Here is a 12792-nt window from a genome sequence, read left to right on the forward strand (position 1 = left end):
CTTGCCTGCGATAGCGGCGGATCAGAACCGAATGTGTTAACTGACACACCGCTATCGCAGGCAAGCCAGCTCCCACAGTTGATCTTCATAGGGCTGTCAGACGCGAAACGCCTGCACGGCAGTGTTCAGTTGCCCACCCAGTTCCAGCAAATGCTCACCCTGGCTACGTCCTTGGCCGATGCGCAGCAAATTATCCTCGCCCAGCTGGTGAATCCGCTCGCTGTTGTCACGAATCTCACTGACGGCGCCACTCTGCTGCGCGGTCACATCGGCGATGCGCACGGCAGTGTCGGAGATGGTCTGGATCGCCCCGACGATTTCATCCAGCGCGCCGTCGGCCGCCTGGGCCTGCTGGGCGGTGGCCTCGGCGTGTTCGACCTGGGCGCGCATGCCCTGCACCGACTGATGGGCGGCGCTTTGCAGGCCGGTAATCAACCCCTGGATTTCAGCGGTGGCGCCCGCCGTGCGTTGGGCCAGGGTGCGCACTTCGTCAGCCACCACGGCAAATCCACGCCCGGCTTCCCCGGCGCGGGCAGCCTCGATGGCGGCGTTGAGGGCCAGCAGGTTGGTCTGGTCGGCAATCGAGCGAATCACGGTGAGCACACCGCCGATGGTGGCGGATTCTTCCGCGAGTTTTTCGATCATCTGCGCGTTTTGTTGCACTTCACCCACCAGCGCATGCAAGCCGGTGAGGCTCAGGCCGATCACCCGTTGGCCTTGTTCCACGGCCAGGCCCGCACTACGGCTGGCACCCGCAGCTTGGCTGGCGTCGCCGGCCACTTGCTGGATGGTGGCTTCCAGCTCGCCCAAAGAGTCGCGGATCTGTGCGGTATCACCCGCTTGGCGCTGCGCACCATCATGCAAGCCACTGCTCAGCTCGGCCAGAGCGCGACTGCTACCGGCGACTTCTTCGGCATTCCCGCGAATGGTGCCCACCAGGTCCACCAGATACGCGCGCAAGCGGTTCAGCGAGGCTTCAATATCGTGCAGTTCGCGGTTGGTCTTGCCCAACGCAATCGGCTGGCTGAAATCACCTTCGGCCCAGGTCGACAGGGCTGGCGCCAGGTTGGTCAGCACCCGCGCCAGGCGCCGTTGCAGGGTGTCGATCAGCAGGGCAATCAGCAGGATCAGGCCGATCATCACGCCTTGCAGCAGGCGAACTTCGCCCTGGATTTTGGCGTGTTGGGCACGCACCACCGGCTCCAGGCCGGAGATGGCCTGCTGCACGGCGGCGATTTTCAAATGGGTCGCGGCGGCCAGTGCGGTGCGCTGCTGGATTTGCTCGCGGGTACGCTGGAGTTCGGCGGGGTAGCGGGTCAACAGGCTGTTGAGCTCGCGCTTGAGGTCGACGCCAGTGTCCTGGGCTTCGGTTTTTGTGGTGTTTTCCAGGCCCATCATGGCGGAAAAATCATCGGCGCCGGATTCGCTGCTGGCCTTGACGCCCAGCAATGGCAACGCCGCCAACACGTCGGCCTGGGTACGGATACTGGCGACTTCGCGCTCCACGTCATCGGCCAACTCCGCGCGCCCGCTGCTGACCAGCTTGTCGCGGGCCAGGGACAGTTTGCCCAGGTGCTGGGACGCGGCCAGCAAGGGCGGCAGGTAGCGAGCGGCGTCCGGTGAGTGGGCGCCCGTGGCGTATTGGCTCAGTTGCTCCAGGTTCGCGCCCAGCTCACGTTCGGCTTGCAGCAACAGGGCTTGCGGGTCGCCCGCCAGTTTGCCGGCGGCGAGCAGCTCGGTTTTGCTGAAGGTGTCCAGATCCACCAGGCTGGGGCGCAGGTTCTGCGCAAGGTCTTGCGGCAACTCGTCCAGATGCTGCAACAGGTTTTCCAGGCTTTGACTGGCGCTGCTCAAACGCAGGGCATCGCCGCTGGACAGGTAGTCGTCAATGTTGCGCGCGGCCTGGTTCTGAAAGGTCTGCGACAGGCCCAGATAGCGTTCCATCAGCAGATAAGGCCGTTCCAGTGCGCGTTGCGACCACCAAAGCGTGGCCCCAAGGGCCAGGCACACGGCCACCAGCAGAAGGGTATTGAGATTGGTCAGCAGCTTCAGGCGCATGCGTGGTTTCAACCGACAGCAAAAGATAAGTGCCTGAAGTTATTGCGTTTCCATTACAAAGTTATGACGGATTCGGTGGATTCCGGTGAAAAGATGGCACTTTGCTTTGATGTGCGAGCGGCTTGCACGCGGTTGCGTCCTGCGTTCTTGGCGCGGTACAGCGCCTCGTCGGCCTGGGCGGCCATCATCAGGCTGTCGGAATCGTCGCACAGCTCCACCAGCCCGGCGCTGAAGGTGCACCACAAATCCTGCGGCTGGGCCGGGTAGTGAATTTCGGCAAAGCGCCCACGGATTTCGTCCAGCACCTTGCAGGCCGATTCCAGGTCGGTGTCGGGCATCACAATGGCGAACTCTTCGCCGCCGTAGCGGCCGATGTAGTCGGTCTTGCGCAGGCGCTGTTTGAGAAACAGCGCCAGGCTCTTGATCACACGGTCGCCCATGGGGTGGCCGTGGCTGTCATTGACGCGCTTGAAGTGGTCGATGTCGAGCATCGCAAAACTCAGCGGCTTGTTCTCGCGGCGGGCGCGGAAGCTGCAGTCTTCGAGCAATTGCAGGATGTGAGTGTGGTTGTACAACCCGGTAAGGCTGTCGCGCACCATTCGCGCCTTGAGGTTGCGGGCGCGTGCGGCGCGGTTGCGCACGGTGGTGATCAGGTGGCGTGGTTTGATCGGCTTGGTGAGGAAGTCGTCGCCGCCTTCGCTCATGGCGTCCAGCTGCTTATCCAGGTCGTCTTCGGCCGACAGGTAGATGATCGGCACACTGACGTAGCGGTCGTTGTGGCGGATCACCTTGGCCAGTTCGGTGCCGGTGCAGGCAGGCATATACATGTCGAGGATGATCAGGTCCGGCTGGAAATCCGCCAGTTCGGCCATGGCCTGGATCGGTTCGATCAAGGTGCGCGTGACGATACCGGCGCTGTTGAGCAGGCGCTCGGTGTGCAGCGCCTGGGCCCGCGAGTCATCAATGATCAGCACTTTATAGGGTTCGTACTGCGCGACGCAGGTCAGCACTTCGATCTTTTCCAAGAGGCTCGACGCTTCCAGGGTGCCGGTGAGGAACTCCTGGCCACCGGCGCGCACGGCGGCCAGGCGCGTTGGCGTGTCGGTTTCGTGCAGGCTGAAAAACAGCAGCGGCAGCTTTTGCTCGAGGCCTTCCTGGGCTTCGGCGGCCAGCTTGAGGCCCAGGCCCGCGCCGCAGAAGTCCACATCCATCACAATCGCTGACGGCAGGCGCTCGGCCAGGGAGGCGCGAAACGCCGCCACACTGTCCAGGGACTGGGCGCTCATGCCAAAGAATTCCAGCTGTTTGGCCAGGCGTTCGGCGCGGTCGTGATCGGCCAGCATCACGTAGATGGGCTTGCGCATCGGCGGCAGGAAGGTTTGTTCCAACTGATCGCCCTGGCGCAGGCCGGTGCGGGACAAGCGTTGCATCAGGCGGTTGAGTTCGGTGATGACCTGGCTGCTCAGGCGGCCGCGATTGTCGTCTACGGCCTTGAGCGATTCGCCGATGTGCCGCGCCAGTTGGCCGTGTTCCGGCTGTTCGAAGCGCTCGGCAAAGCGCAGCAGGCGCAGGTTGGCTTCGCTGAGTTCGGACAAATCGGTGTTCGACCATTCGCTGCGTTGCAGGCGTTGCCAGATCTCAAGAATTTGACGTGCCTGATGAATTACCCGCTGGGCAAAATGGTGCTTGAGACGCTCACGGCTGGGGTCTTCTGGCTCGGTCATATCCTGACTACTAGTGAGGGTGCATGCTGAGGTCGACTGATGGCTCTATGCTAGCACCTCTTTTCTGTTGCATGAGTGTCATACGTCAATTAAGTACAAGTCTTGGGTATTCATTTATCGACTCAATGGTCGCGCTGCGTAAAAAGCGTGCATCCTTTATAGTCGAACGCCTGCCACCTGCCACTTTCGGTTAAAAGCCCCGCGCCGATGGGCACGATGGGGTAGGGTTGTGGTCGGAGTGTTTGACCGCACCCGGACAATTGACGTGCATGAACTCAAGTGATTGAAAGGATATCGCCATGCTGGACTGGAAAAACCGTGCAGGCAGTGCCAAAGGCCCCGCCCCTGAGCCAAAGTCGACCCAACGCGGCTACTTTCGCAACCTGCTGATGAGCAAAGCGCTGCTCAGCGTGCTGGTCTTGTACCTGTTGGTCACCGGCGGCCTGGGTTGGTACTGGAGCGAAGAGCCGGCGCTGTTCCCGGTCCAGCAAAACGCCCAGCTTGCCGCCGAGAAGGAAGGCAAGCAGATGGTGATTGGCTACACCACCGTCGAAACCCTCAAGACCGTGGTCGGCACCTTGCTGAACAAGCCCGGTGGCTACATTTCCAACGACCGTTTCCCGCCAGGCCTGTGGATGGACAACATGCCGAGCTGGGAATACGGCGTGCTGGTGCAAGTGCGCGACCTGACGCGCGCCCTGCGTAAAGACTTTGCCCGTTCGCAGTCGCAGTCGGCTGAAGACGCAGATTTGGCCAAGGCTGAACCGCGCTTCAACTTCGACAACAAGAGCTGGGTGCTGCCGTCCAGCGAGTCGGAATACCAGGAAGGCATCAACTCCCTGAGCCGCTACGAAGCGCGCCTGTCCGACCCGAACCAGAGGGGCGCGCTGTTCTATGCCCGCGCCGACAACCTGAACAACTGGCTGGGTGATGTCGCCACGCGCCTGGGTTCGTTGTCGCAACGCCTGTCGGCCAGCGTAGGCCGGGTAAAATTGAACACCGCACTGAAAACCGAAGCGCTGGCGCCGGGTGAAGTGCCGCAGGTCGATGAAGAAGTGGTGGAAACCCCATGGATGCAGATCGACAACGTGTTCTACGAAGCCCGTGGCCAGGCGTGGGCCTTGTCGCACTTGCTGCGCGCGATTGAAGTCGACTTCGCCGACGTGCTGGCCAAGAAAAACGCCACCGTCAGCGTGCGTCAGATCATTCGCGAGCTGGAAGCCTCGCAGGAACCGGTTTGGAGTCCTATGATTCTTAACGGCAGTGGCTTTGGCATCCTCGCCAACCACTCGTTGGTCATGGCCAACTATATTTCCCGGGCAAACGCTGCAGTTATAGATTTGCGTCAGCTCCTCAACCAGGGGTGATGATGGACGCTACTCAAAAGGAGGCCGCACACCGTGCGGCCTCTGATGCTGAACTGATCTGCTGGGTCGACGAGCAGGACAACCTGCTCGGTCACCTCGTCAGGTCCGACCTGCGCCAGCGCGGCCTGATCGGCCGGTGCACCTTTATTTTTCTGTTCAACACCGCCGGTGAGCTGTGTGTGCACCGACGCACCCTGAGCAAAGCCCTGTACCCAGGCTTTTGGGACACAGCGGCGGGCGGCATGGTGGCTGCGGGCGAGACCTACGCGGTTTCGGCGGCCCGTGAGCTGGAAGAAGAACTCGGGGTTGGCGGTGTGGAATTGGTCGAGCATGACCACTTCTACTTCGAGGAGGAAGGCAGCCGGCTCTGGTGCAAATCTTACTCGGCAGTGTGGGACGGCCCGTTGCGCTTGCAGCCCGAGGAGGTCATGGAAGCGCGGTTTCTGCCCCTTGAAACGGTCCTGCAGGAAGCCGAACAAAAGCCTTACTGCCCGGATGCTCAAGAGGGCTTGCGGCGCTATCTGGCCTCACGTCGCTAAAGTTGCATAAATTGGCGCTATTTGGCCCTTAGCAAGCCGGCTTTTTGCCGTTACACTGCGCGCCTTTTCACCCGAACCGCCTTGGCGTTTCGGTAGCGCTGCCCCTGCCTGAGTGGGGCTTCGCGGTCGGTAAGTCGCCTTAGCGAATACCGATCAGTCTTTGTCCTCCCAAGAGGATTGCCGGTGGCCAAAAAAGCCGCATCCTTCGCCGCCCTTGGTGGCCTGGTATTTTCCACCGACGCAGGTCGACACTGCCCGGACTGTCGTCAGCCCGTGGATTCGTGTACCTGCAAACAGACCCTGATTCCTGAAGGCGACGGTATTGCCCGCGTACGACGCGAGAGCAAGGGCCGTGGCGGCAAGACGGTGACCACCATCACCGGCGTGCCCCTGGCCGAAGAGGCCCTGAAGGAACTCGCTACCACGCTGAAAAAGCGCTGTGGCACCGGTGGCGCGTTGAAAGACGGCGTCATCGAGATCCAGGGCGATCACGTCGAGTTGCTGTTGGCCGAGCTGATCAAGCTGGGTTACAAGGCGAAGAAATCCGGCGGCTAGCCGCCTCTGTGAAACCCACCCCGATGACCGCTTTGCTGAACGCGAACGCTCGTCTCCATGGTTTTCACAGAGCCTGTTCCTGACCGGTGTCTAAACTCTGCCCTGCGAGTGGGGTCTACCTTCCTTACAGGCAAATCGTCATTTTCATTCTTTAGACTTCGCCAGCCTTGCAAGAAGGGTGTGGTGATCTTCGACTTTATATAGGGGACTTCGATGTCCGTACGACGCACACGCAAAGACGATGGCAGCCAATGGACAGTTGCGGACAGCCGCAGTGTTTATGGGATTCGCCATTGGGGGGCCGGGTATTTCGCGATCAATGATGCCGGTCGCGTTGAAGTCCGTCCGAACGGCCCGAACAGCACGCCGGTTGATCTGTACGAGCAAGTCGACGAGCTGCGCAAAAGCGGCCTGTCCTTGCCGCTGCTGGTGCGTTTTCCCGACATCCTGCAAGACCGTGTACGCCAACTGACCGGCGCGTTCGATTCCAACATCGAGCGCCTGGAATACCAGAGCAAGTACACCGCGCTGTACCCGATCAAGGTGAACCAGCAGGAAGCGGTGATCGAGAACATCATCGCCACCCAGAACGTGTCGATCGGCCTGGAAGCCGGCTCCAAGCCTGAGCTGCTGGCCGTGCTGGCCCTGGCGCCGAAGGGCGGCACCATCGTCTGCAACGGTTACAAAGACCGTGAGTTCATCCGCCTGGCGCTGATGGGCCAGAAGCTTGGTCACAATGTGTTTATCGTGATTGAGAAAGAATCCGAAGTCGGCCTGGTGATCGAAGAGGCTGCAAGCCTCAAGGTCAAGCCGCAGGTTGGCCTGCGGGTGCGTTTGTCGTCGCTGGCGTCGAGCAAATGGGCGGACACCGGTGGCGAGAAGTCCAAGTTCGGTTTGTCGGCGGCGCAATTGCTGTCGGTGGTCGAGCGCTTCCGCGCTGCCGGCCTGGACCAGGGCATCCGCCTGCTGCACTTTCATATGGGTTCGCAGATCGCCAACCTGGCCGACTACCAGCACGGTTTCAAGGAAGCCATTCGTTACTACGGCGAACTGCGCAACCTCGGCCTGCCGGTCGATCACATCGACGTGGGCGGTGGCCTGGGCGTGGACTACGACGGCACGCACTCGCGTAACGCCAGTTCGATCAACTACGACATGGACGATTACGCCGGTGTGGTCGTGGGCATGCTCAAGGAATTCTGCGACGCGCAGAGCCTGCCGCACCCGCACATCTTCTCCGAAAGCGGCCGTTCCCTGACCGCCCACCACGCCATGCTGGTGGTGCAAGTCACCGACGTTGAAAAACACAACGACGAAATCCCGCAGATCGAGAACAAGGAAAGCCTGCCGGAAACCGTGCAGTGGCTGGTCGACCTGCTGGGCCCGACCGACATCGAAATGGTCACCGAGACTTACTGGCGCGCCACTCACTATATGAGCGATGTGGCTACCCAGTACGCCGACGGCAAGCTGACCCTGGCGGAAAAAGCCCTGGCCGAACAGTGCTACTTCGCCGTGTGCCGTCGCCTGCACAACTCGCTCAAAGCCCGCCAGCGCTCGCACCGCCAAGTGCTGGATGAGCTCAACGACAAGCTGGCCGACAAATACATCTGCAACTTCTCGGTGTTCCAGAGCCTGCCGGACACCTGGGCGATCGGCCAGGTGTTGCCGATTCTGCCGCTGCACCGTCTCGACGAAGAGCCGCTGCGCCGCGCCGTGCTGCAAGACCTGACCTGCGACTCCGACGGCAAGATCAAGCAATACGTCGACGAGCAGAGCATCGAGACCAGCCTGCCGGTGCACGGTTTGAACGAAGGCGAAGACTACTTGCTGGGCATCTTCCTGGTCGGTGCGTATCAAGAAATCCTTGGTGACATGCACAACCTGTTCGGTGACACCGACTCGGTGAACATCTACCAGCGTGAAGACGGTTCGGTGTACAGCGCCGGGATCGAAACCCACGACACCATCGAAGACATGCTGCGCTATGTGCACTTGTCGCCGGAGGAGTTGATGACGCACTACCGTGACAAGTGCGCCAGCGCGAAGATCAGTGCCAGCGAGCGTACGCAGTTCCTGGATGCGTTGCGTCTTGGCCTGACGCGTTCGTCCTACCTGTCCTCATAACAATGTGGGAGCGGGCTTGCCCGCGATGGCGGTGTATCAGTCAGCACATTCAGGGCTGACACACCGCCATCGCAGGCAAGCCAGCTCCCACAATTGGATTTTCGTTTGGTCGTACCTTCTGTGCGAGGTCTGAACGATGTCGAGCAAATGGCTGCAAGCGCTCACCCTGGCAGTCGCCGCATGCCTGTCGGCCTGCTCCCCGATCAAAGTGCTCAACGTACTCACCCCTTCCAGCACGTTCACTAAAACCTCATCCATCGCCTACGGCCCTGACCCGCGTCAGCAGCTCGATATCTATCGCCCCGTCATCGCCTTGCCCAACGCCCCGGTCGTGGTGTTTTTCTACGGTGGCAGCTGGAACAGCGGCTCCAAAGATGATTACGGTTTTGTCGGCGAAGCCCTGGCCTCACGTGGCATTGTGGTAGTGATCGCGGACTACCGGCTCTACCCGCAAGTGCGTTACCCCGCTTTTCTCCAGGACGGCGCCCAAGCGGTGGCCTGGACTCACCAACACATCGCCGAGTACGGCGCCGACCCCAAGCAGCTCTACCTGATGGGCCATAGCTCCGGCGCCTATAACGCCTCGATGTTGGCACTGGATGCGCGTTGGCTGAATGAGGTCAAGCTGTCACCCTCGATGCTCAAGGGCTGGATCGGCCTGGCCGGGCCCTATGACTTCCTGCCGATTGAAAACCGCGATGTGCGCCCGGTATTTTTCTTCCCGGACTCACCGCCCGACTCCCAGCCCATCAACCACATCAGCCATGACGCACCGCCGAGCCTGTTGATCGCCTCGGTGAGCGACACGCTGGTCAACCCCACGCGCAACACGGGCGGGCTGGCGAAGAAACTGCTCGAAGCGGGTGTGCCGGTCGAGACGTTTTACTTCACCAGAACCAGCCACGCGACATTAGTAGCGTCCATTGCCAAGCCATTGCGCTGGCTGGCGCCGGTGCTGGATCAGGTCACGGCATTTATCCGCTCCCCTCCAGGCCAGTGAGGCTGTATTTACCGGATTATCAGGGTGTACTTGGCCGAGCTTTCGGGGCTGCTTTTCTCCATCGCGACAGACAGCAGCGTGTTTTGCGCTGAAGGGCTGACTGTCCAGCCATCGTCATTCTCCGTCAGTGTTCGACCCTGTGGGGGGACCGTCGCTCTGATGCCCAGTTGTGTCACGACGATGTGAAAGTTCGTTTGATTCACAATCTCCACGCCTGCCGGGATGACGGGCTGCGTGGGGAGTGCGGACGGATCGTCATCCAGTTTGAGCGTCCATTCGCCCGTGTTTGGAGTGACTGGCGGAACCTGGACAGGCGGTTCGGCGACGGTTTCGGTTAGGGGCTTGGCTTTTTTCTTCTTGGACTTACGAAGGACGGCGACAGCTATCAATACGACCACTATCAACGCGCCGATAATCCAGTAGGTGTTGTTGCTCATATGGGGTCTTCCTTGAGTTGAAAGGTGATCGCAGCCTGAAGCTAAAGACTCTTCAGGCGCGATCTCCATTCAACGCCGGAACGTCAGCGTTGTAACCTGTGAGAACTGACAGGGCGAATTACCCCAACCATTGATTACGTTTGTTCAGCCGCCAGGCGATTGCACACAGCGTGAGGCTGCGCAGGGCCATGAACACCAGGAAACTTATCCACAGCCCGTGGTTGCCGTAGCCCTGTAACAACCACGCGAAGGGCAGCAGTATCACCACGGTCAGCAGCATGCCATTGCGCATCTCCCGCGCACGAGTGGCGCCGATGAACAGGCCGTCCAGCAGGTAGCTCCACACCGCAATCAACGGCAGCACCGCCAGGTAGGGCAGGTAAGTATCGGCGGTTTCACGCACGCTCGGGATGTCGGTTTGCATGGCGATAAACAGGTGCCCGGCGAAGGTGAACAGCAGCGCGAACCCCACACTGGCAATCAATGACCAGCCACAGGCAACCACCAGCGAGCGGCGCAACGCCTGGCGATCATGCGCACCGATGGCGTGCCCGCACAGGGCTTCCACTGCGTGGGCTAAACCGTCGAGGGCGTGGGCGGTCAACAGCAGGCCGTTGAGCAACAGCGCATTGGCCGCCACGGTGGCATCGCCCAGACGGGCGCCTTGCACCGTGATCATGAAAAACACTGATTGCAGCGCCAGGCTGCGGATGAAGATATCGCGGTTCACCGCCAGCAGTGGGCGCCAGCTTTGCCACCGCTTTAATGCCGCCCAGGCGATCTGCCCGGGATACGCACGCAAGGCTTTTTGCGTGAGAGCCAGGCCGAGCAGGGCGCCGGTCCATTCGGCGATAACGGAGGCGCGTGCGGAGCCGACCACACCCCAATCCAGGCCGAGTACAAACCACAGGTTCAAGGCGATGTTGACCAGGTTGGTGGTCAACAGGATAGCCAGTGGTGCGCGGGCGTTTTGCGTGCCGAGGAACCAGCCGACCAAGGCGTAGCTGGCCAGCGCGGCGGGCAGGCCGAACAACCGCGTGTGGAAAAAATCGCGAGTCAGCTGGTTCAGCTCGGGCGAGGGCTGCATCCACTCAAGTGCCAGATGGCTCAGCGGAATGCCTACCGTGCCCAGCAGCATCGCCAGCCCCAGCGCCAGCAGCAAACCTTGCAGCAGGATTTGCCTGAGCGCCGCGCCATCCCCGCGCCCGGCGGCTTGTGCGGCAAACCCGGTAGAACCCATGCGCAGAAAGCCCATGGCCCAGGCCAGGAAGGTATACAGGCTGGCGCCCACGGCCACAGCGCCGAGTTGATGGGCGTGGGGCAGGTGGCCGATGACCATGCTGTCCACCAGGGCCACCAGCGGCACCGAGATGTTCGACAAGATCATCGGCGCCGCCAATGCCCAGACGCGGCGATGGGTGGGGCGGTCGCGCCAATCAGTCAGCAGGGTGAGCGTTTTCAAGTATTAATGCACAACCCAACTGAGCAACCACAGCCCCAGCATCAACCAGATAATGCCCATAATGATCGATGCCCGCATAAACGCACGCACCGCCGAGTACAGCAACATCAACCCGATGATCAGGGCGGCGATGCTGATGATCGAGGTGTCCATGCCCAATGTGCGCGACAGGCCTTCAATAAAATTGCCGCCTGCATGGGTCAAGGCGCCGAACAACCCGCTGAGCCCGTCGACGATAAAGCGGATGACGGAACCCAGTGCCTGGCCCAACCATTCGAAAAAGCTTTCTACCTGCATGTGTGTGTCCTGATGAAGAGGTGGGCGTCGCTGAGCCTTTGGTCGTTATTACACCAAGCGAGTTCCCTTTTAGCATAGAGGTTGATGCGTTACAGGGATTCACTTGCCTTCGCCCGGCATCCGCCCGAAGCTATACACCTTCAGGAGCCCCCGCATGAACCTCGAACACCTCACCGAACGCTTGCACCGTATTCGTGATACCAACGACTGGAAGCGCTTCCACAGCCCTAAAAACCTGGCCATGGCCGCCAGTGTGGAAATGTCCGAGCTGGTGGAAATCTTCCAGTGGCTGACCGAAGACCAGTCGCGCCAGCTGCCGGCGGACGCACTCGCCCACGCCGGGCAGGAAGTCGGCGATATCGTGCTGTACCTGCTGTTGCTGTGCAGTGAGCTGGGGCTGGACATGAACGAAGTGGTACGCGCCAAACTGGCCGACAGCGAACGGCGGTTCGCCCATGAGTGACCGTCACTTTGACCAGTTGGCCACGCGCTTTGCCGAGAAGATCTACGGCGGCGCCAAAGGTGCGATTCGCCTGGCGGTGTTGCAGGCCGACCTGACTGAAGCCTTGCCCGAGCGCCCGCTGCGCGTGCTGGATATCGGCGCGGGCCTGGGGCATATGTCGCTGTGGCTGGCCGAGCGTGGTCATCACGTGACCCTGGCCGAACCCGCCGAGCCGATGCTTGAAGGCGCCCGTCAACGCTTTGCCGAGGCGGGGCAGACCGCGACCTTTATCCACGCGCCCTGGCAGCAATTGCTCGGCCAGCTCACCGAGCCTTACGACCTGGTGCTGTGCCACGCCGTGCTCGAATGGCTGGCCGAACCTCACGCGATCCTGCCGGTGCTGCACCAGCTCACGGTGCCCGGCGGCTGGCTGTCGCTGGCGTTCTACAACCGTGATGCGCTGATTTACCGCAACCTGCTCAAAGGCCATTTCCGCAAAATGCGCAAGAACGACATGGCCGGCGAGAAGCAAAGCCTTACCCCGCAACAACCGCTCGACCCACGGGAACTGGCGGCGCAACTCGAAGGGCTTTGGCAGGTCGAAAGCCAAAGTGGCGTGCGGGTGTTCCACGACTACATGCCGGTGGAATTCCAGGCCCGCGCCGATCTGCAGGATTTGTTGGAGATGGAACTCGCTCACCGTCGTCACCCAAGCTTTGCCGGGCTTGGGCGTTATTTGCACTGGGTCTGCCGTCCGGTTTAAGCGGCCCAGTCTGCGGAGGTC

At 61.1% G+C, this 12792-nt stretch carries 11 protein-coding genes and 1 pseudogene; 7 read left to right on the top strand and 5 right to left on the bottom strand.

What is annotated here, in order from left to right; all coding sequences use genetic code 11:
- Positions 1-96: 96 nt before the first annotated feature.
- Both PSH96_RS29485 and PSH96_RS03155 read right to left on the bottom strand, forming a co-directional pair.
- Positions 97-612: pseudogene (locus PSH96_RS29485) on the bottom strand (methyl-accepting chemotaxis protein); the annotation flags it as partial.
- A gap of 1499 nt (positions 613-2111) precedes the next feature.
- Positions 2112-3782: a PleD family two-component system response regulator gene (locus PSH96_RS03155; RefSeq protein ID WP_305457440.1), complete on the bottom strand. Its 1671-nt coding sequence runs from the start codon at positions 3780-3782 to the stop codon at positions 2112-2114.
- A gap of 389 nt (positions 3783-4171) precedes the next feature.
- Here PSH96_RS03155 and PSH96_RS03160 point away from each other — a divergent pair, with 389 nt between their 5' ends.
- The 5 genes from PSH96_RS03160 to PSH96_RS03180 all read left to right on the top strand — a co-directional run bounded on the left by PSH96_RS03160 (position 4172) and on the right by PSH96_RS03180 (position 9370).
- A complete protein-coding gene (locus PSH96_RS03160; protein WP_370694347.1) occupies positions 4172-5149 on the top strand; it encodes a DUF2333 family protein in 978 nt (325 codons plus the stop codon).
- Between the two features lie 2 nt (positions 5150-5151).
- Positions 5152-5688 (top strand): NUDIX hydrolase, encoded by a 537-nt coding sequence (locus tag PSH96_RS03165; RefSeq protein ID WP_305457444.1) that lies wholly within the window; start codon positions 5152-5154, stop codon positions 5686-5688.
- 183 nt (positions 5689-5871) lie between these two features.
- Positions 5872-6243 (top strand): translation initiation factor Sui1, encoded by a 372-nt coding sequence (locus PSH96_RS03170; RefSeq protein ID WP_012722004.1) that lies wholly within the window; start codon positions 5872-5874, stop codon positions 6241-6243.
- A gap of 213 nt (positions 6244-6456) precedes the next feature.
- Positions 6457-8370: an arginine decarboxylase gene (speA, locus tag PSH96_RS03175; protein ID WP_056860452.1), complete on the top strand. Its 1914-nt coding sequence runs from the start codon at positions 6457-6459 to the stop codon at positions 8368-8370.
- Between the two features lie 136 nt (positions 8371-8506).
- Complete coding sequence (locus PSH96_RS03180) at positions 8507-9370, top strand: alpha/beta hydrolase (protein WP_305457447.1); 864 nt, start codon at positions 8507-8509, stop codon at positions 9368-9370.
- A gap of 8 nt (positions 9371-9378) precedes the next feature.
- On the opposite strand, the gene PSH96_RS03185 is transcribed toward PSH96_RS03180, so the two are convergent.
- The 3 genes from PSH96_RS03185 to PSH96_RS03195 all read right to left on the bottom strand — a co-directional run bounded on the left by PSH96_RS03185 (position 9379) and on the right by PSH96_RS03195 (position 11566).
- Entirely contained in the window at positions 9379-9807 is a 429-nt protein-coding gene (locus tag PSH96_RS03185) for a hypothetical protein (protein ID WP_305457449.1), read from the bottom strand.
- 118 nt (positions 9808-9925) lie between these two features.
- A complete protein-coding gene (locus PSH96_RS03190; RefSeq protein ID WP_305457451.1) occupies positions 9926-11269 on the bottom strand; it encodes an MATE family efflux transporter in 1344 nt (447 codons plus the stop codon).
- Positions 11270-11272: 3 nt separating this feature from the next.
- Positions 11273-11566: a hypothetical protein gene (locus PSH96_RS03195; protein ID WP_017136733.1), complete on the bottom strand. Its 294-nt coding sequence runs from the start codon at positions 11564-11566 to the stop codon at positions 11273-11275.
- A gap of 154 nt (positions 11567-11720) precedes the next feature.
- On the opposite strand from PSH96_RS03195, the gene PSH96_RS03200 reads away from it, so the two are divergent.
- A complete protein-coding gene (locus tag PSH96_RS03200) occupies positions 11721-12029 on the top strand; it encodes a MazG-like family protein (RefSeq protein ID WP_305457454.1) in 309 nt (102 codons plus the stop codon).
- On the top strand, positions 12022-12771 hold the full coding sequence (locus tag PSH96_RS03205; protein WP_305457456.1) for a methyltransferase: 750 nt from the start codon (positions 12022-12024) through the stop codon (positions 12769-12771). The genes PSH96_RS03200 and PSH96_RS03205 overlap by 8 nt, the downstream gene beginning before the upstream one ends.
- Positions 12772-12792 lie beyond the last annotated feature (21 nt).

The organism is Pseudomonas sp. FP2338, from assembly GCF_030687515.1.
GTDB classification, from domain to species: Bacteria; Pseudomonadota; Gammaproteobacteria; order Pseudomonadales; family Pseudomonadaceae; genus Aquipseudomonas; species Aquipseudomonas salomonii.

Coding starts and splice junctions, on each gene's coding strand:
- PSH96_RS03155 (WP_305457440.1), bottom strand. CDS start 3,782: ATGACCGAGCCAGAAGACCCCAGCCGTGAGCGTCTCAAGCACCATTTT.
- PSH96_RS03160 (WP_370694347.1), top strand. CDS start 4,172: ATGAGCAAAGCGCTGCTCAGCGTGCTGGTCTTGTACCTGTTGGTCACC.
- PSH96_RS03165 (WP_305457444.1), top strand. CDS start 5,152: ATGGACGCTACTCAAAAGGAGGCCGCACACCGTGCGGCCTCTGATGCT.
- speA (WP_056860452.1), top strand. CDS start 6,457: ATGTCCGTACGACGCACACGCAAAGACGATGGCAGCCAATGGACAGTT.
- PSH96_RS03180 (WP_305457447.1), top strand. CDS start 8,507: ATGTCGAGCAAATGGCTGCAAGCGCTCACCCTGGCAGTCGCCGCATGC.
- PSH96_RS03185 (WP_305457449.1), bottom strand. CDS start 9,807: ATGAGCAACAACACCTACTGGATTATCGGCGCGTTGATAGTGGTCGTA.
- PSH96_RS03195 (WP_017136733.1), bottom strand. CDS start 11,566: ATGCAGGTAGAAAGCTTTTTCGAATGGTTGGGCCAGGCACTGGGTTCC.
- PSH96_RS03200 (WP_305457454.1), top strand. CDS start 11,721: ATGAACCTCGAACACCTCACCGAACGCTTGCACCGTATTCGTGATACC.
- PSH96_RS03205 (WP_305457456.1), top strand. CDS start 12,022: ATGAGTGACCGTCACTTTGACCAGTTGGCCACGCGCTTTGCCGAGAAG.